13 protein-coding genes are annotated in these 18,986 nt (G+C 54.8%); all 13 read right to left on the bottom strand.

Annotated elements, in window-relative coordinates:
• Positions 1 to 155 precede the first annotated feature (155 nt).
• Positions 156 to 1,238 carry a cytochrome c3 family protein gene (locus Q7J88_RS14140; RefSeq protein ID WP_303722883.1) on the bottom strand — a complete coding sequence of 361 codons (1,083 nt, stop codon included), beginning with the start codon at positions 1,236 to 1,238 and terminating at the stop codon, positions 156 to 158.
• Positions 1,239 to 1,623: 385 nt separating this feature from the next.
• The gene (locus tag Q7J88_RS14135) at positions 1,624 to 2,172 is read right to left on the bottom strand and encodes an OmpA family protein (protein ID WP_303722882.1); all 549 of its coding nucleotides are present in this window, start codon (positions 2,170 to 2,172) and stop codon (positions 1,624 to 1,626) included.
• A gap of 119 nt (positions 2,173 to 2,291) precedes the next feature.
• Positions 2,292 to 3,245, bottom strand: coding sequence for a hypothetical protein (locus Q7J88_RS14130; RefSeq protein WP_303722881.1), 954 nt, complete (start codon positions 3,243 to 3,245; stop codon positions 2,292 to 2,294).
• A 15-nt stretch (positions 3,246 to 3,260) separates the two neighbouring features.
• Positions 3,261 to 4,736: an AgmX/PglI C-terminal domain-containing protein gene (locus tag Q7J88_RS14125; RefSeq protein ID WP_303722880.1), complete on the bottom strand. Its 1,476-nt coding sequence runs from the start codon at positions 4,734 to 4,736 to the stop codon at positions 3,261 to 3,263.
• A 4-nt stretch (positions 4,737 to 4,740) separates the two neighbouring features.
• Positions 4,741 to 5,241, bottom strand: coding sequence for a biopolymer transporter ExbD (locus Q7J88_RS14120; protein WP_303722879.1), 501 nt, complete (start codon positions 5,239 to 5,241; stop codon positions 4,741 to 4,743).
• A complete protein-coding gene (locus Q7J88_RS14115) occupies positions 5,238 to 5,735 on the bottom strand; it encodes a biopolymer transporter ExbD (RefSeq protein ID WP_303722878.1) in 498 nt (165 codons plus the stop codon). Before Q7J88_RS14115 ends, Q7J88_RS14120 begins: the two co-directional genes overlap by 4 nt.
• Positions 5,736 to 5,737: 2 nt before the next feature.
• Entirely contained in the window at positions 5,738 to 6,388 is a 651-nt protein-coding gene (locus tag Q7J88_RS14110; RefSeq protein ID WP_303722877.1) for a MotA/TolQ/ExbB proton channel family protein, read from the bottom strand.
• A 66-nt stretch (positions 6,389 to 6,454) separates the two neighbouring features.
• Positions 6,455 to 6,763, bottom strand: a complete 309-nt coding sequence (locus Q7J88_RS14105; protein ID WP_303722876.1) for a hypothetical protein — start codon at positions 6,761 to 6,763, stop codon at positions 6,455 to 6,457.
• A gap of 72 nt (positions 6,764 to 6,835) precedes the next feature.
• Positions 6,836 to 7,555: a tetratricopeptide repeat protein gene (locus tag Q7J88_RS14100; protein WP_303722875.1), complete on the bottom strand. Its 720-nt coding sequence runs from the start codon at positions 7,553 to 7,555 to the stop codon at positions 6,836 to 6,838.
• 4 nt (positions 7,556 to 7,559) lie between these two features.
• On the bottom strand, positions 7,560 to 11,372 hold the full coding sequence (locus Q7J88_RS14095) for a tetratricopeptide repeat protein (RefSeq protein ID WP_303722874.1): 3,813 nt from the start codon (positions 11,370 to 11,372) through the stop codon (positions 7,560 to 7,562).
• Positions 11,369 to 13,252, bottom strand: coding sequence for a lipopolysaccharide assembly protein LapB (locus tag Q7J88_RS14090; protein WP_303722873.1), 1,884 nt, complete (start codon positions 13,250 to 13,252; stop codon positions 11,369 to 11,371). Before Q7J88_RS14090 ends, Q7J88_RS14095 begins: the two co-directional genes overlap by 4 nt.
• 3 nt (positions 13,253 to 13,255) lie before the next feature.
• Positions 13,256 to 13,774, bottom strand: coding sequence for a hypothetical protein (locus Q7J88_RS14085; RefSeq protein WP_303722872.1), 519 nt, complete (start codon positions 13,772 to 13,774; stop codon positions 13,256 to 13,258).
• Between the two features lie 13 nt (positions 13,775 to 13,787).
• Positions 13,788 to 18,890 carry an OmpA family protein gene (locus Q7J88_RS14080; RefSeq protein WP_303722871.1) on the bottom strand — a complete coding sequence of 1,701 codons (5,103 nt, stop codon included), beginning with the start codon at positions 18,888 to 18,890 and terminating at the stop codon, positions 13,788 to 13,790.
• Positions 18,891 to 18,986: the final 96 nt, after the last annotated feature.

Raw genomic sequence — 18,986 nt, 5'->3', positions numbered from 1 at the left:
GGGGGGATCGAACCCACGACCATCTGATTAAAAGTTTGGTGGAGACACTTTCAATTTAGCCAAAGGTATCATTTTGGTCCAATCTATTCCATGCACCGTCCTATCCTGACAACCGAACCAACCGTGGGACAACCTAAAATCCTGTCTTTTCTACTCTACTTACTATGGCAGCTGACACAAAGCCTACTGCCACTCTTTCGAGTAAGTTGATAATATTGTGAACTGTGGGGATCGTGACATGATGCACAAGCAACTTGACCGCCAGATAGGGTTGGAAATTCCTCAGGGATTCTGATCCCTTTTTTCTTCGGGACAACACCAACTGGATGACCATGCCTTTGATGACAACTTAAACACGGTTCCATCAAGATTTCGTTAGCACAATTAAGTCCAGAATGGAACGCATCCTCTGGAAAGCAAGGTTGTGCCCTTCCCTTTGTTCCAATGAAAATCCTGTTTGCCTGCGATAGCTGCACATCAATCAGATAATCATCTTCTATCCGACTAAATTTCGCCGCAACACTTCCGGATATTTCAGTGGATTTAGTTTTTTCTGATTGGGGCTGAGTTGTATCAGCAAAAGTAGAAAACTTAACTGGGCGAGATTCGCTTTTTCTCCCAAAAACATCTTCTGAAATAGCAATGAACCGATATATTTTGTTATGTGCCAAATTAGTTATGGAAACAATGTGTTCTCGCCCAATACGCCCATCTAATGACAAATAATTCGATAGATCGTCCTCACCATATAGTACAGAAGCATCAGTCAACGTATTGGTCTCCCAGCCAACCGTTGCCGCCAGAAAAATCCCTTGGTCTAAGCCCACAAGACGAGGGTTTGAAATTTTCGGAGCAATTTCTGAATCTTCTACTTGCAGGACTTCATGTAAAGACGGGACTGGAACCTCTTCCCTTTTTGACAAGCCTAACGAGTCTTTGATTTCAACAACTAAAATCTCTCCTAATTTATTTTCTGGAACCCTAAAGCGGTGAGTCTTTGATGGGATCAGATCTTCATGTAACCAATCTATTTTTTTGTTAACCTGGGAAAGTATTACAGCATCCATTACATGACACTCTTCACACGCCCCTTCATTGAATGGAGAATGGATAAATTGCTGTTGCGAATCTTCTTGAACACTATTATGACAGTCGCCGCAGGTGTTAAAGTCGACCCCAAAAACGAAATCTGAAGAAAGAAAAAGAAGTAAGCAAACAACTAAAAATTTGACCCTCACTGCCACTCCTATAAAACAATTCTCAAATAAAACAAAATATCAAACGAAAATCTATTCAACGCAGAAAACTTCTGATTAAAAGTTTGTTGGAGACACTTTCAATTTAGCCAAAGATATCAATTTAAATGGTCCAGTCTATCCCGACCATCATCCTATCCGGGCAATCGAACCAACCGTGAGGCAACCTATCTTATCCCCGATATGGCACATGGAATCGAAACAAAATCCATCCTTGCGCTACTATAGGATTCCTGGTCTTACAATTTCCACACTTCCCCAACCACGGTTAATACTGCGTTCCGCAGGTAACCTTTAACCGCGTTTAGTTATCGTAATCATACGGGGGCACCAGTCTTTAAAAATGGTGCCCCCGCAGCAAGCCAAACTATCTGAATTCGACCCGCCGGTTTCTCGCCCAAGCAATTTCATCATGGCCAACAACTGCCGGATTCTCTTCTCCAAGGCTGAGAATGGTGAGCCGCTCTGGGGCAATGCCGAGCTGTACCAAATACTCCTTGGTGGCCAATGCCCGCCGTTCCCCGAGGGCCATATTATACTCGTCAGAACCGCGTTCATCACAATTACCTTCAATGGTCGCTATAGACCCCTGATGTGTTTGCATCCATTCGGCATGATCGTCAAGCAACTGTTTTGCTTGGTCGGTCAGTTCATAAGAGTTGGAAGCGAAAAAGATGATGTCGAGATCACTGACATCAATCGGGTGCACCTCCTCGGCCGTTGCCGGTGCTACCAGACTCTCATCGCTGGAGGACTGGTCTTTTATAACTTCCTCAATGGTATTCGGCTGCGGTGCAACTGCTTCAACCTCTGGCGTTACCGCCGGTTCAAGAACGGCTTCGTTTTTAGCGGCACAGCCGCAGAAAATCAGAAAAAACGGCAATACTAGGCATAAGATAAGACTTGTACGTAACATCACTTTTTCTCCTTGCATACATACTTTTCATTTAAGGGTTGGACCTACCAGGGTCAGGCCTAAACGTTCTATTTCCTCCTTTCAAGTTCCAAGTAATCGGGTATCCTTGGTTTGATTTGTTATTGGCTCAAAAGAGCCAAAACTCTTCCCACCAACTCTGGAAGAATAATCAGCTTGTTGGCCAGCAACTCTCCTTTTATCTGCGTCAGGTACTGTGAATAGTACTCTCTCGGCAAAAATTGCATGCCCAGAGAAATCGCCAACATAAATCCCAACACTGCCGAGCACGAGGGGGTCAGGTCAACCAGCACGTTGCGGCTGCTCAAACGTCTTCCTGCGGAAACGGACAGGCGTTTGTTGTGCAAAAAATCTTCGCAAGAGCGATAAGCATCATTGACCGCCAGAACCCAAAACAGGAGAACCGGAGGAATCGCCACGAGCGTAATAATCAGAGCGACCTCATATCCGTTTCGTAGCGGTTCTGTAACCAGCAACGGCAATATCGGCCGCGCGATGGTCAAAATCAGTAGCGCCAGATAGCCGACCAGAGCAAAGGACAGAAAGAATATCCCCTTTTTCGGCTGACTGTTTAGAAATTGTCCCCAACCAGGGACCAACAGCGAAGCGCATACCGGCCAGCGTTTCTGCTCCAGACCGAGGAAAGGAGTACTTTGCAGACGCTTGGCTCGATAATAAGCATCAACGGCGTTGGACCCCCAAATCAGCAACCCAAGCACCACCAAAACCCCGCCCACCAGCAAGACATGCAGCCGTTCCGCGGCAAAAAGGGCAAACTCCTGATGAAACAAGATCAATGCGGTGCCCATGATGAAATAGAGCCCCATCAGCGACAGATAGATATATCCCGGCCGATTCTTCTCAAGGTAAAAATGACCACTCCCCCAAACCAACAGAGAGAGACTGAAGGCGGTCACAGGGCTTTTCTCCTGCTTTTTGGTGACCGGCGTATTTATAACCTGGATCGACTCCGCCGCTTCAGGGACTAGGATCGACTCAAAATCAAGCCAACTTGAAGGTTCCCCATCATCAAGCATCCACACTTTTTTTTTCATTTTGTCTCCATGCAGTTAACTTGCAGGCAGGAAATCGATCGGGTAAAGGATGGTCGTTTTCGGCACGTCTTCTTTCGGACCGAAATTAAACCGCATGACCCGGGCCACAATACTCGTCACCAGTTCAGGAGAAGCCAGGTCGGTTGACTCCACCTTGCAGAAAGATACCTCTCCGCCTGGTTCGATAATAATTCTCAGCAGCAATTTACCGCGAAGGGTCGGATCGTTACGCAGCTCCTTATTGTAGATCCGGTACAGGGTCGCCTTATAACGGTCGAAAACGATCTGAATTTCCTCGTCGGTCCGCCCGGCACCGACGCCATCGCTCAACGGCCGCCCTTGCTCTTCGGTCAGATCGGCCAAACTGCTGTCTACCTTGGCGGTGCCGACGCCTCCGATTTGCCCGGCATTGCCATAGCCATTCCCACCACCGGTGCCGCCATTTCCAAGATTCCGGCTGACCGCGTAGTTGCTGATGCCGCCGCTGCCGCCACCCGCTGCCTGTTTCGCTACCAGCGAGCGTTGCGCCCGGGCTTGTCCCGGGATCCTTGGATCGGTCTTCTTCAGCCGGGCTTCGGTTCCCAGTTTAGCCACTGGGACCTCGTCCATCAGGTCGGAAAAACTGCTCTTAAAGGCGAGGACACCGGTCTGCTCAGCTTTCTGCCGGGCCAGCTTGGTTTCACCGCCAGCCGATTTCGACTTGGGCTTGGCGGCGGGCTTGGCCTTTTGTGACGCTTTCTTTGGTTCATCGGCGGCTTTTTTCGGCTCGATCGGCTTCTCCTGTTCAGGGTCGATCTTCTCCTCTTTCTGCGGTTTTTCCGGTACCGGTGGCGGCGTTACCATTGGGGGTTCCTGCTTGACAAGCATCGCCAGCCGCTCCGGAATCTCAAGCATTTCGGTGTTCCGGTCCGGCAGCGGTACATTCACCAGTGGAATTACGATACTGAGAACCAGACTCCAAAACAACGAAATCAGCAGCACCCGGCGGAACCGCCGTTCGCTCTCGGCGTTATTGGACCAAGGCATAAGAGCTGGCCGATAAGTGAAAAACGAGATCTCCCGCTCGATGACGAACTCTTCCTGACGCCGCTCCTCGCGGCCATAGGCCTGACGAACCTCTTCGAACAACTCGTCAAGCTCCAGTAAATTTTCATCCAGCGACTCTTGCAGTGCGGCCTTTTGCTCGTACAAAGTGCGGGTTTCTTCCCGGAATGCGGCGATTCGAGTGCGCATCCGTTCAGCGTGTTCAACGGCGCCATTCTCGTCGGTCAAACCTTCCCAAAAAAGCTCCCCGGCTCCCAGTTCCTTAAGTCGCTCGAGGGCAGTGCAGGTTTCTTGCAGAATGTCGAAGTGCTGCTGATCGGTGGCGAAATTTTCCAGTTCTGTCTCTACGCCACACAGCTCGCCTTCCAACATCACGACCGCCTGCTTGAGCTCCTCAATCCGCTCGTTCAGAGGCTCCAATTCCTGTGACAAGATTGAAGTATTCACGGGATCATCCATCCGTTTTGCCGGCCTTCTGGATTACGGCGAGGGAAATCCTCCCGTATCCGGAATCCGTGCAGGTTGTCATAATTTTTTTGAGCGCCCGGAACGGAATCGACTTGTCCGCCAGAATAGTTATTTCCTGGCTTTGCGCCACCGTTTTGGTGTTGATGCCGATGATATTCCGCTCCAGCTGTCCCAGTCGCTCTCTGATGGCAGCAACTCGGTCGGTTTTCTCCGCCAGCAGTTCTGGAGTGCCGATAACACTCTCCCCCTGCACCAACACGGCCTCCGGGCTGACCAAGATCACCACCGTCTCCCGCGGTTTTAACTCCACTACAGAATCCGGCAATTTGATCTGTTTGGGAGTAGTCAGCACCTCGCTCGAAGAAGAGTTAGCGAGGAGAAAAAATACCAGAATGGTGAATACGTCCATCAGTGAGGTCAGGTTGAGCCCCCCCACTTTTTTGCGATTACGTTCCATACGTCTGATGCGTCTGGTCTTTCTCATGGCGCGTCTCCGATCGATATCAGGGGGAACAACTCCAGTTTCTGAGACGTGTCATTCCCCTCTTCGCTCAGCTCCGTTTCCCGCACCGTGTCCATCAACCGAATCAACGTGTCGTATTCGATATCCGGTTCCATCAGTACGGTAGCGTCCTTCTTCTCCGGGTAATCCTTCTTCAGCCGGATCAGCATTTGGGTCAGCTTCTCCAAATCGTATTCATCCTCTTTTTTGGGAAACGCCGCGACCACCTGTGAACCGTTGGCAAGCTCGAGGCCGGCTTTGCGCACCACCACTTCGATGGTGAAGCTTGGTTTCACCTCGGCAGCTCCGCCGGCGGCAGTCGGCACGCTCAATTCCAGGATCGTTACCCGGGAAAAAACGGCACTGATCAGAAGAAACGGAACCAGGACCACCATCAGGTTCAGGAAGGTGGTGATGTCCAGCTCAGGCGCTTCCTTCGCTCCCCGGTGTCTGCGATAACGAAGTCGACTACCCATGGTCAACTCATCGGATGCTGGCGTTTGGCAAAATTGGTGATGCTATTCAGTGCCTTGACCGAAGCCATCTCCAGACTATCGACTATCTGGCCGGTGGTAGAGGTCAACTTGGCATGAATCAACATCAGCGGAATCGCAGCCATCAAACCGAAGGCGGTGGTGTTCATGGCCACTGAGATGCTGGCGGAGAGCAGATCGGCCTTCTCCGCCGGATTGGCGTTCGCAACGGCGGTAAAAGCCTCGATCAGCCCCATGATCGTGCCGAGCAGCCCCAACAGGGTGGCGATGTTGGACAAGAGGGCAACATAGGGGGTTCTTTTTTCCAGCTGCGGGATGATCTCCATCATGCTCTCTTCCATGGCGATCTCTATATCTTCGCGCCGCCGAACTGCTCCCTGACGAGCCAACCCCATCGACAACATCCGTGAGATTGTGGACTGATCTTCATCCACCATTTCGCGAGCCCTTTCGAACTCGCCATCTGCCAACACCGGCTGAATCTGCTCCCAGACTTTGCTATTTTTCACCCGGGTGCGGCTCAACTGCACCCAACGCTCGATCGCAATCGACATGCCGACCGTAAAAACCAGCAGGATCGGGTACATGAACATGCCACCCTTCTGAAAAAATGCCACGATTGAATAAATTCCCATTAGTTTACCTCCAGCTTACTCTTTGAATTTTAGGGTTGGTGCGGCTCAGTGTTTCGTAACGGTGTATTAGTTTATTTTCAACGGTGTCGAACGAACCTGATAGTAGTCCAGCTGCCGGGCAAAGACCTCCCGATCGAGCGGGGCCTCGCCTTCCTGTGCCAGCATTTTCAGACTGGTCTCGACACCGAGTTCAGAACTTTTCCAGGGAACGATATAGAGGGATTTGGGGGCTTCATCGTTACCAACGATTGACATGCCAGACAGCTCTTTGGCGTCTGTTGCTTTTCGGACCGGTTCTGTTTCAGGCCCTTGAGCCACGACCGGCAGCACTGTCAACAGAGTCAAACCGATACAAAGAATCCATTTCCGATACATGCGCTTTCTCCTTTGTACTTTTCATTTACTTTCTCATTTGGCCCATCTGTACAGGGCCGCTTTTGACTTAAGTTACTGACCGAGTCGCATCCGTAGATCGGCCACCCATAACTGCACCTGCTCATCATCCGGATTGGCCGCGCCATACTGCTCATACTGATCGAGTGCACAGCTCAAATCCTGCAGGTAGAGGTCGCAGAGAATGCCGAGATTCCTGCGTAAGGGGGTATAATGGGGGAACATGCTCAGAGCCTGTTCGTAAACCGAACGAGCCTCGGCAAAGCGCCCGGTTGACCGTAACAGCAGGCCGTACTCGTTGCTGGCTACAGGATGTGCCGGGAAAAGCTCCAGTGCTGTTTTCAGCTGTTTTTCGGCTAGCTCAAGTTTGTTCAGTTTCCGAAAAGCGATGGCCAGATTAATGTACGGTGCAGTAACGTCCGGTGACTGCGCTACCACATTTTCCAACAACTGGGCGGCGGTGGAAAAATCCTCTGCTTGCAGATGCCCGATTGCAGCAACGAAATCGTCCTGCCACTCTGCTGTCCGCTGCGGCACTTCGCGGATCACGAATCCCGTCCGCCCATCTGAGAGCGGCGTCACTCCGGCTTCTTCATCTACAACCGGCACCTTCTCAGCCGGTTCAACTTGCTTGCCCGCCAGCCCGCCAGCACAACCTAAAAGCTGGACTGACAGAGTTATTAGTGCGGCCCAATAAATTGCCCGATTCATGGAACCTCGCATCCGCTGACTGTATCTCTTCTGTCTCTGGTCGATTTTCATCCCTTGTCTCATCCTTCTACTCCAGCCTGACTTGGCCCGAAGCAGCGGTCATCTCAGGCTGACTCTGGGTATCATTGCTTGGATGCGGCGCTGCTTCCTGCTGCTCTACGGCAGTCGGTTCGGCAACGGTCGGGGTAACGACCACTTCCGGTTCACCGTCAGGGGACATTTCCTCTTCATCCGGTACTGGAAGCGGCTCGTCTGGCTCTGCCCGCGGCACTCGCGCTTCGCTGCTCGGCACCTCTGCCCCCACTTCCTCTTCTTGGCCCGAAGCAGTGGTCATCTCAGGCTGACTCTGGGTATCATTGCTTGGAAGCGGAGCTGCTTCCTGCTGCTCTACGGCAGTCGGTTCGGCAACGGGAGGGGTAATGACCACTGCCGGTTCACCGTCAGGGGATATTTCCTCTTCATCCGGTACTGGAAGCGGCTTGTCTGGTACTGCCCCCACTTCCTCTTCTTGGCCCGAAGCAGCGGTCATCTCAGGCTGACTCTGGGTGTCATTGCTTGGAAGCGGAGCTGCTTCCTGCTGCTCTACGGCAGTCGGTTGGGCAACGGTCGGGGTAACGACCACTGCCGGTTCACCGTCAGGGGATATTTCCTCTTCATCCGGTACTGGAAGTGGCTCGTCTGGCTCTGCCCCCACTTCCTCTTCTTGGCCCGAAGCAGCGGTCATATAGGGCTGACTCTGGGTATCATTGCTTGGAAGCGGCGATGCTTCCAGCTGCTCTACGGCAGTCGGTTCGGCAACGGTCGGGGTAACGACCACTTCCGGTTCACCGTCAGGGGATATTTCCTCTTCTTCAGAGGCCGGTTGCTCCGCATGAAGTTCTGGGTGAACGATTTCAAAGCTGAACGTCTCGAACGAAACGAGCACGGTGCTTTCCTGCTCCGGTTTGGCGTAACGTACCGGAACCAGCTTGGCCAGTTTCTGCAGACTCTTGGCGATCCAGTCGTTGTAAACCCCGATGCCCATCAACTCTAGATTGCTTTCGTGCACGACGATTGCTTTCTCTTCAAAGGGATAGGCCTGCTCTTCGATGGCCAGCTCGTATTCCTCCAACTCCAGCGGGCTGAGACCATCGGGACGTTCCGAGGCCATGAGAGCCTTGCTGAAGTGGTCGTAAATCTCGGCCAAATAGTAGGTGGCGGCGGCGGTGACATCTCCAACCTCGTAGTCGAGCAGATCGCTGAACGCCTTGGTGGCCGCCTTCATCGCTTTTTGTTTGCGGCGCAAGGTGTCCTTGATCGGGTTTACCAGCTGGATGTTCGCAAAGCGCTCGAATCCAGGTTCCGCCAGCACCAAGGCGGCCTTGGCGGCCAGATAGCGGGTTCTCGGAGTCCGTTCTTCCCCCGCAGACGCGTCGATAGCAACGATACTCTTCAGCTCCAGCAGATATCTCTCAAGATCGCCGCTCTGTTTCAACAGTTCGGCAATCTTGTTGCGGGTTTCCAGATTGATTTCAACTGGTTGCGGAAAGTGTCCGACATAGCGTTGATAAACTGCCAGGACCCGTTCGCTTAACCCGACCTCTTCGTAAAGCTCGGCGGCAACCAGCAGGGCTTCCCGACGGATCTCCGGGTCGCTCGATTCGCGTTCGATCCGTTCATATTCCTCGGCGGCCAAAGCAAGTTTGCCGTCCTCCCGGTAGACGTAGGCGATCTTTTTCGTCACTTCGCGCTGCAGCTCGTGCTCAGGGAAGGCGTCGCGGAAAGCGACCAGCACCTCGGCCGACCGTGTCCAGTCCTTTAGCTGGATCAGGGCAACCGCCGCATCGTATTCGGCATTGGCCCGGAGCTTGGAGGTCGGTGCCATCGCCCCGACCCGCAGGAAATGCTCGGCTGCGGCCAGGTAATTCTGTTCTGCATTTGCCTGCTCCCCTTGCTTATAGATCGAGGCCGCCAGATTATCGATCAACCCGGTTCGAGTCTTGTCATCCTTCGGCAGCAGATCCAGTACCTGCACATAGGCGGTCTCCGCCTCTTCAAACTTCTGCAATTCGTAGGTTGAGTGCCCGATTACCAGCCAGGCGGCACGCCGGACGGCTTCATCGGCCTCAGGAAAACTCGTGATCAGATGTCGGCCGACCGTCACCGCCTGTTCGAAGTCTTTCAGGTCATACAGGTCATCTACTGCGGCGCCAAGCACCACGTCCGCTTTCTCGTGCTGCGGGAAAGTGTCGGCAAAGCGTACCGAGCTACTGATGACATCCCGACGGATCGGATCGTCACTGCCCGGCTTGGCCGTCTTAAGGTGCTGCCGATAGGCGTAAACCGCCGCATACCCGGCCTTGGAGGAGCTGTCATGCACGGGATAGTCGTAGGCGGTTCGCTCGTATTCGACCGCCGCCTCGACGAAAGAACGATTTTCCAACAATAGATCGGCCAACTGATGATTGATAACCGGCGATTCTTCCGCCTGCGGGAAAGAGACCAAAAACTCTCGGTACCAGTGCTGGGCCTCAGCGAAGTTCTCCCCTTGCTTCTCCTTGAGTTTCGGCTCTTGGTAGAGGGCGTGATAGTGGTTGGCCAAGTCTGTCAGATTGGTCTTCAGGAAGTCGAGCACCTCAGGCCGATCTTCCGGCAGAAAGTGTTGCCAGTACTCCGCTTGCAGTCCATAGCGGGTGGCGAACTCCTTCTTCCCTTCGATAACCAGCGACGGGAAACCGCCGGCAATATTGATTTCGATCGCCCGCATATGGAATAGGGGCGCCTTGCGGTGGAACGGGTTGCGATCAATAAAGGCACTGTAGCTGGCGATGGCATCGCTGTAGCGCCGCTTGGTGAAGTAATATTCGGCGAGATTGCGATAGACGCTGTCCTCGTAGCTGCGCGCACCGTACTGGGTGAAGTAATCGACCACGGCCTCGGCCCCACCGAGATAAGAAAAGCTCAGGCTAATCACCCGGAAGGTATCTTCCATCCGCTTCCGTTCCTGCTCGTCTTCGACCTGTTCGAAGTCGTACCCCACGGACACTTTGTAATCGAGGAGGCCAATAAATTTACGCAGGCCATCTTCGTAAAGTTCCTGTTTGTAGAAGGTCCAGCCCAGTTTGTAGAGAGCCAGCTGGTAATAAAAGGAGCCGACGCCGTGGGCAACGATGCTGGCGTAGGCGTCCTCCGCCTCCAGATAACTGCGCCGGGTGAAGAAATACTCGGCGCGGCGGAACTGAACCTCGTCAAAATAGCGGGACTCGGGAAATTCTCCTACTAGTTGGTCCATGATCTCCATCGCCGGGTCGATCTGACCCAGTTCCTCATAGGCGCGGGACATCTGGTATAAGACCTGATCGTTGCGTTCATATAACGGGTATTCCCGAAGCAGCTTCTGATAAAGCTCAATCGCTTCCCGCGCCCCGGCACGCTCAAGGTCATCGATTGCCAGAGCAATGTCGTCCTGGCTCTGGACAGGTTCCTGCAGAGAGATGCTTTGAGTAGCCCGCTGCTCGAATTCGTCCTCCAGCTCAATTTCCTCTGCCCCGCTCGAGAGCTCCTGGGCGGGCATGGCAGTGCCCCGACGAGACACCGTCTCCGGCGCCGACAAGTCGGAAACATCGGGTGCGGACTGGACCCCGCCGATGTAGCCGTATTCTTTCTCCACCTTCAGGTCTGCCAGTCGCCGAATAGCCTCGGGGACCATGGCCGATCCTTCACTCTCCGCCAGAAATTGCTCATAGCCGGCCATCGCCTTGTCGAGCCCGTCTTCGATCTGCTCTTCCCGGATTTCAATCTTCACCGAACGTAACGCAGCAATGGTTCTTCCGCCATCCCCCGACGAACAGGCAGCCACCAACACCGGCAGGATCAGTATGCAGAACCGCAATCCGTTCATTGCTCCACCCTCTTTTCCCCCTCAGCGCGGACGGCACGATCATAGCTGTCCGCCATGGCAAAACGGGCCTTGACCTGGTATTCCGCCAACCGTTCGCGGCGGCTGATAAGTTCATCCACCGCCATCGTCTCCAGCAGGTGACCTTGTCGGGCCGCCAACGATGCGACCTTCTCCGCGGCGGTATCGATACGGGTCCGCAAACGGATAATCAACTGATCGTACCCCTGATAACTCTGAGTAGCGGCCTGCCGAGTACGGACGAAGGCAGTATACTGCTGACGTAGCTTCTCGATCTCCCCGTTCAGCGTCTGCAGATGCTTATAGGTTTCTGTCAACCGGCGATCATAATCAGTATGAATGTTCCACAGCAGCGTTCCCTGCAAGCGATCGATCCGAGCCTGGCTCGGTGAGGGCAAACCGACGTCCTCGGACAATTTCTGTTCCAGCCGGTCGAGCCGTTCCAGGCTGACCCGCTCCGCCCCGGTCGCCAGATAATCGGGCCGCGGCACCACCAGCATCGTCTGTAGTCGCTGCGCGACCCGGTCTTTTTGCTCCAGGCGCAAACGCATTTGCGCGTCTAGTTCCCGGAAGCTCTGGTCGATCTCCGGCAACAACGGCGCATAGTAGCCCCGGCGGGTGACGATAAGCTCTTCAAACACGGCCAGGTCGCCGCGCCAGCTGCGCAGTTTTTTACCCAGCTGTTCAAGGTCGAGATAGTTCTGCAGCGACAGTTGGAAATCGTGCGAAGCCAATAGTTCGAGCAGATAGAAGGTCTCCGGGGAATCGGGCAACTCCCGTAGTTTGACGACCCAGTCGGCATCCTCCTGCAGTTCTTCCTGCTTCAGAGCCAGCAGAAACTTCCCTTCCCGGATGCTTTTAATCGAGATACTCAATTTGTCGATCTCCGCGCCGTACGCCTGCAGCGCCTGACTGTATAAGTTCGCAGCCTTACTGAAGACCCCCAGCTTGCCGTAGGCATAGGGAACGGAGAGCAGGGCTTCCTGAACAGCATCATCGGTCACCTCACGTTCCGCCAGCAGGCTCCAGGGAACCAGGGCACGCTCAAAGTTCTGCCGGGACGCCTCTGCCCAGCCAGCACTGAGCAAAGCCCGGTTGGAGAACGGCCCGTCGAGCCGGACCCGGTCGAGTGCCAGCGCGGCCGCCGTAAAGTTCTCTGTCTCGAGCAGTTTTCCGCCGAGCATCAGGTTTGCCTTGTCTTTGATGGCCAGAACTTCGGGGTTCTCAGTATTGAGCTGTCCGGTCTGTTCGAGAGACTTCAAACCTGCCAATTCCTGCCCATCCCTGATCAGAGCAATCCCCAAGTTGTAATCGCTGAAACCCTGCAACCGCTCCGTTTTCTGCAACTCTCTGAAAATTGCGGTGGCCTCTCCGTAGCGGCCGTTGACCATCAGAACCTGTCCACGCAGGAAGGACAGATCATCTTTGACATCTTCGGGCACCGTGCCCTCGATTCGCTCCAGAGCGAGCAACGCATTCACTGGCTGGTCTTTCTGGAAATAGATTCGTGCCAACCGATAAAGCCCTTCGTTGCGCACCTCTTCGGCCACGTTCCCCTCGATCACCGCGCTGATAGCCCGGCCGGCGCGGTGGTGCATCCGGTAAGCCAGCTCAAAATCGCCGACGGCGAACTTGGCCTGACCGATGTGATAGTAGAGAGTGTCGAGCTGCGGTTGATCGAGGCGCCGGTATTGAGCCAGTTCGGTATCGAGCCGGGCGACGGCATCGAACCACTCCCCCTGAAAAGCGTAGTAAAGCGCCTCCCCGAAATAGAGATCCCGCAGGTTTTGTGGCGTACTAGCGCTGGTAGCCGGGCTTGCCGTCAACAGCAAAACGGTCAGCAATGCAACGAATCGAGCCATGAATTACTCTTTCCTGAAAGTAATCTCGCTTTTAGCCAGTGTGATTTCAACAATTCCGGGCCCCGTCTCTTTCTCTACCGTGAAGGCCTCCTCCTGACGGAAATCGCTCCCGCCAGAAGATTTGCCTTGGTAGACCAGTTCCAGCTGATGTTTTCCGATCCGCACATTGCCGGTATAGAGTCGCTGCACGCCCCCTTTGCGCAGAGCTTCCAACTCCTTATAGGTGTAGAGGTGGCGGGTGACTTTGTCCCCATCTAGGCGCAGCTCAACGGCATCGAGGCGGAAGGTTTCCCCCTCAGCCAAGGAAACGAAAATGGCCAACTGGGTATTGGATGGGTAAAGCAGCTTTTCCTCCAGCTGATTCAATTCAGCGGCGATCGACAGGACATCACTTTTGATCTCCTGCACCTGTTCATCCAGCCCCTTAAAACGCTCTCCGGGGATCTCTTCGCCACGAGCTGCTAGGCTCACTCCCAGCAAGATACCGAAGCCGAAAACGATCACTTTTAAGATATTCACCATAGTTATCACCCTGTTAAAACTTTCCGACCAGATTAATGAACAGCCCCTGGTGCTTGTAATCCAGGTCGGTCAGATCATCCGAAAACGTGCTGAAGTTATAACCGACCCCCAGTTTGGCGTGATTGCCCAGATGCCGGTAGATACCGAGCAGAATCCCGCTACGCTGGTCTCCGGCGTCTGGGAGATCAAGGATGCGCCCCTCAACCAGTGCATCCCAGCGATACAGGACATGCCAGTCGGTGCGCAGGACATACAGATGTGCCCGGCTGCTGAAGAACTGTTGATCAACCCGGTCCTGGCTGACCTCCCCGTAACGATAAGCATACTTGCCACCAATGGTCAGTCGTTCCGTCAGGTCATACATCAATTCGAAAGAAGCGATATGACTGCGTTGAACGTAAGTGGTCTCGGTCGAATTGCCAGTCAGTTGATCAACGGTCGGGAGGTTGGCAAAATAGGTATATTTGAGCAGAGCATTGAGTCGATCGTTGGCCACCGGTCGATAAGCCGATCCCAGCACCGCTTCTGTGTAAGAGCCGTCGTAGAAGGTGCCCTGCGAGCTGTCGCTACGAGACAGGTTGAGCTTGCCGATCAGCCGCCAGTCGGGCGATACCTGATACCTGAGGCTGTTCTTCAGCAGCCAGGTCGTCCGCCGGATGTTCTCGGCAGCAACCTGCTCCGTATCATCTAGCCGGTATTCGACGGCAGAGTAGAGTTTCAGTTTGTCGAAACCATAACCGGCACTGAGCCCCAAGGCGGTCCGTTCGATCTCGGCACCGGACTGTTGATCTTTGAGGATGCCGTAATCGAGGTTGGCAGAAAGGTTGAGACGGTCGTTCAGCGCTAGTTCCACCCCAGTGGCATGCGTTAGCCCAGTTGGAACCTCGCCGTGAGTATAACGCTCTTCGAGAAATACACTGGCACTGTCGGAGTAACGGGTGCGGAAACCGGAGGCCAAACTCCCCTTGTGGGCGCGTAGACCGTTGTCGGAGCGCTCGTTCTCTAAAGCGTAATTGAGATAGAGGGTGGTCCGGTCGGAGTAAAGGTATTCGCTGCCCAGCCGGGCGGCCTCTCCTAGGTCACCACTGGATAGTTCGCCATTCAACTTGAATCGCTCACTGACACGATAACTGCCACCGGACCCAAAACGGGCATTTTGCTCTCGGTTGCCGGAGGTCTGCAGCGAATCCTGCAGGAATCCGTAAGCGGTCCAACGCTCCAGAGAATCATACTGTAGCTGCAGCAAGGCATCGGTCCGCTCTCCCTCTTCCTGCGTAGGAGGAACAACGGTGGAATGATCCTCCCGCCGGTCATGTCGAACACCGCTGCTCAGGGTCCATTGTTCGCTCAGCTGGTAGTCGACATTCAGTTCCCCGGCGTCGGTTTCAAGTCCATCCTGCTGAACCTGACGATCGGCCTTAAGTTGCAACTGGACACGTTCGCTGACTGGCCACTTCAGAGTCCCACCGTACTTCGTAGTATCCTTGGCGGTCAGTAGACCCGGAGCCGAATAGCCGGCGGCAACTTCCTGCTGATAGAGGGTCAAGTACCCCGGGTAGGCGGCAAAGAAATCGCTGAAATCAACGCTGAGCTCTACTCGGTGCGCTTCGGCCTGATCGTTCACAGCGGCCCCCGATTCAACCGTAGTGAAGTTGAAACCGCCATTGAGTGACGTGGTTTCCTGCACCCCGCTCCCCTCACTGCGGCCGGCTTCAAGCTTCAGCCAGGTCCGCGCCGTTTTCCGCAGGGTGACATCGACCGCGCCGAGGTTACCGGTCTCGTCTGCATCTTCATTATCGCTGGCGGTAACGCCAACCTTGATATGATCGTTGACCCAGTAGTGCAATCGGCCGCCAGCGGTCAGGGTATCGGGCTCATCAAAGCCGGGAGTGAATTCGTAGCGCACCACCAAAAATGCGGGATGTCCGCCGCTGGTATCGCTTTGCACTAGCAACCCGTCATCGACGCTCGGCGAGAGGGGCTGGTTCAACAGCATGCGTCCCTGGAGATAATCAACATCGTAATCGAGGCCGGGGGTCAGGTTTTTCACACTTAGGACCAGTCCGGACTCCTTGTCACGCACTTCAATGCGGACCCGTTCCGAGCCTTGCAACAGATCCTGATGGCGCAGGTAATAAAGCGACCCGCCGGTCCCTCTGAACTCATCGCGCCCGGCCACAGTGCCCGGTTCGGCGGCAAACCCGTCGACTTCCAGACGACGCTCACCAAAAGTGGTCAAGGCGCCAGTCTGGTAATGCAGCCTGGCCCCGTACAAGCCTCGGTCTACATGAGCCAGGCTATTGTCGGTGTAGTCGACCTTGAAATTCCCCCACAGGCCGTAATTGTCCCCTTTGTCCAACTTCAGGTAGAACTTTCCTGAAGTCGGTGCAACTTCGGTGACGGTACTGTCATCACCGTAAGTCGGCAGGTGATAGTCAGGATCGATTCGCCGGAACAAGGCCTCCGGGGATTTGTCCAGGAAGTTACTGAAAATTTCGTCGAACTCCTCCTCGCGGGTATCGGCGCTGGCGGTCAAGCCCCAATCTTCCCCAAAGCGCCCCTGGGTAAAGAAGGCCAATCGTCCCTGCAGACCGACATCCTCGCGATAGCGCTTTTCATCCGGGGCGACCAGGTTGGCCGGTCCGTCGGTACTACTGGCCGACAGGGTCAGATCGGCGATCCCTACGGTGAACCAGTCGTTGTGCTCCAACTCCAGATCACGAAGGAAAAGTTCGCCGTTCCCCACCTGATCCAGAACCGCCACTTCAACTGTATTCACCCCTTCCGGCAGGATCTCTTCGGCGACAAACTTCCCTTCCCGATCGACTGGAACCGGGTAACCGGCAAGCCAGACCTGATAACCGGTTGGGATGGCTTGACCGTAAGCCTGCACCGTACCCCCGTGCAGCGGAATCTGCCGGGTGGCGAGTCGGCTTTCACCATAGCCGGCCAATAGTTCCGTTGCCGGCTCGACGGTCAGGGTTTCCGCATCGAGGCGGTCGGTCACCCACAGGGGTTGGGGAACCGTCTCGTCATAACGTCCTTGGGAATCGTAGACCCGCACCAAGTATTTCAGGTTTCGACCGGTGGCGGAGAAGGTAGTGAATTCCGGCTGCCAAGCAGCCAAACCATCCTCATCCATTACCACCACCGCCAACGGCAGATCGCGGACCGATTGCTGTTCATCGAAAATCCGCACTTCCGCCCGGTCGATGAAACTGCGATAATTGAGATAAAGACGGAAACCAACCCGATTCTCGACAAAAGCAGTCTCCGGATCATCCTGCCACCGGATGGCGCGGGGCCAAGCGGTCACGTTGAGCCGCGGCTCTCGTTGCAGGCTGTTGTGCTTGAACCGCACCTGTGCCCGGTCCAGGGCCACATCAGTGCAGCGCTGCAGATCGGTCACATCCTTGCCCGGATCATCGAGCGGCCGGCCATCGACCGAGATACGCATCAGGTTGAGAGCATAGGGATGCTCGGTATGAATCTCGCGCGACATGCGGGTGATCTCCACCCCCTCGAAGTCATCGAGAAGCAGCAACTCGTCATAGACGATCTGCACTTCAACCCGTGAGTCATTCGACTCGAGAAAGCCCTCATTGACCACATCGTCCGCCTGAACGTAGCCACGCCCTTCGGATTCCGTCTGTTCCTCAGTGAGCCCTAGCATCTCGCTGACCAGGTGCTTGACCCGCACAGCGCGGACTGTTGACCAGCCGATGTCGTCGCCGTAAACTGCTGCAGTCCGTCGATCCAGAGGTTTATTACCGATATAGCCGATGAAGCGCAGTCGCACATTGCTCCGATCGCTGATCTCGTCCATTTGCTGCCGCAGCCGTTCGACTTCAGCCGCCGTTACCACTGGGTTGCCCTGCTCAAACCGGATCGGTTCGATACTGCCACCCGGCGGCTCGTAGATCCGAGTTACTGTTTCGGCACCGCTATCATCAGGACAGATCTGGGGTTCGTCGGGCAGATCCTGTAATGGGTCGTCATACCAGAATTCCACTTCGACGCGGCGGTTTCTGCTACGCCCCTGAGGGGTGTCATTGGAAGCGACAGGCTGATCCGTCCCTTTTCCCTCGCTGGCAAGGCTGTAGCCGGTCAACCCAAGCTCTTCGCCCACCGCCAGAGAGACGCGGCGCGCAACCGCCTTGGTCAAACCAAGGTGATCTTCATAGATCCGCTTTTCCCGACCATCTAGCGGCTTAGTGTCGGAATAGGCGATAAATTTTACGACCGGATTTCGCTTGCCGCGTAGGTTGTCCAGGGACTGCTCGATCTGCCTTTGGAAACTGTCCGGGACAGTCAACATCCCTTCGCGATAGTGCAGAGGAGCGACCAGGTTCCTGATCCGGGCACGATGTTCATGCCCTTCCCGGTAACGCAGCTTGCAGACGGTTTCGGTCCGGCAAACCTTGACTTGGTTAACCTGGCGGGGAACGATAACTTCCCGATCGACTGTCTTCTCACCGATTTCGTCGTACCAGACCTCGACCTCCACCCGCCGGTTGAGCGCCCGACCGGTCTCCGTCGCATTGTCGGCAAGCGGCTGGCTGGCCCCGACGCCTTCGTAGGAAATACCTTCCGGGGGAAGATTCAGAGCTTGCTGAAAATACTCCGCGGTCGTTCCCGCTCGCTCCCGGGATAAACCGATATTGTCGCCATAAATCGCTTCCAAGGCGGAACTGAGCGGCTGAGAATCAGCATGCCCGACGAAGTGCAGCCGCACGTTGTCACGATGCCGCATGCTGTCGAGTACCTCCCGCAGCCGGGACAGGTGTTCCGTGGGAATCTGCGCTTCCCCCTCGTAGAAATGAATCGGCGCCACCAGATCGGTGAGCTTGACGGTCTCGATGTCCGGCTCTACAACCTGCTGCACTTCCACCTGATCGCCCTGATCGGCGTTGAAAATGGACGGGTCGAGCAGCCAAGTCCGGGCGATCTGCTCGGGCGGCAGATGCCTTTCGGTTGCAGCCCCAAAGCCGGCTGATTCCCGAACATCCACCTGTGGCTCAACAACCAGTAAGTCAGGCATCGCAGCTGCGAACACCCCACCACCCGTTGCAAGCCATATGCTCAGACAGAAAATGACTATCGTACGCTTTTCCATTTACCCACTTTTCATTTGCCCACGAGGTAAGGTTGCATTTATCAGGGAAAGAACGATTCATGTAACCGAAACCGCCCTTCCCTGAAACTAAAGGTC

Source organism: Malonomonas rubra (assembly GCF_003247215.1).
In the GTDB taxonomy this organism is placed as follows: Bacteria; Desulfobacterota; Desulfuromonadia; order Desulfuromonadales; family Geopsychrobacteraceae; genus Malonomonas; species Malonomonas rubra_A.
This window is presented reverse-complemented; position numbering and strand designations above follow the sequence as displayed.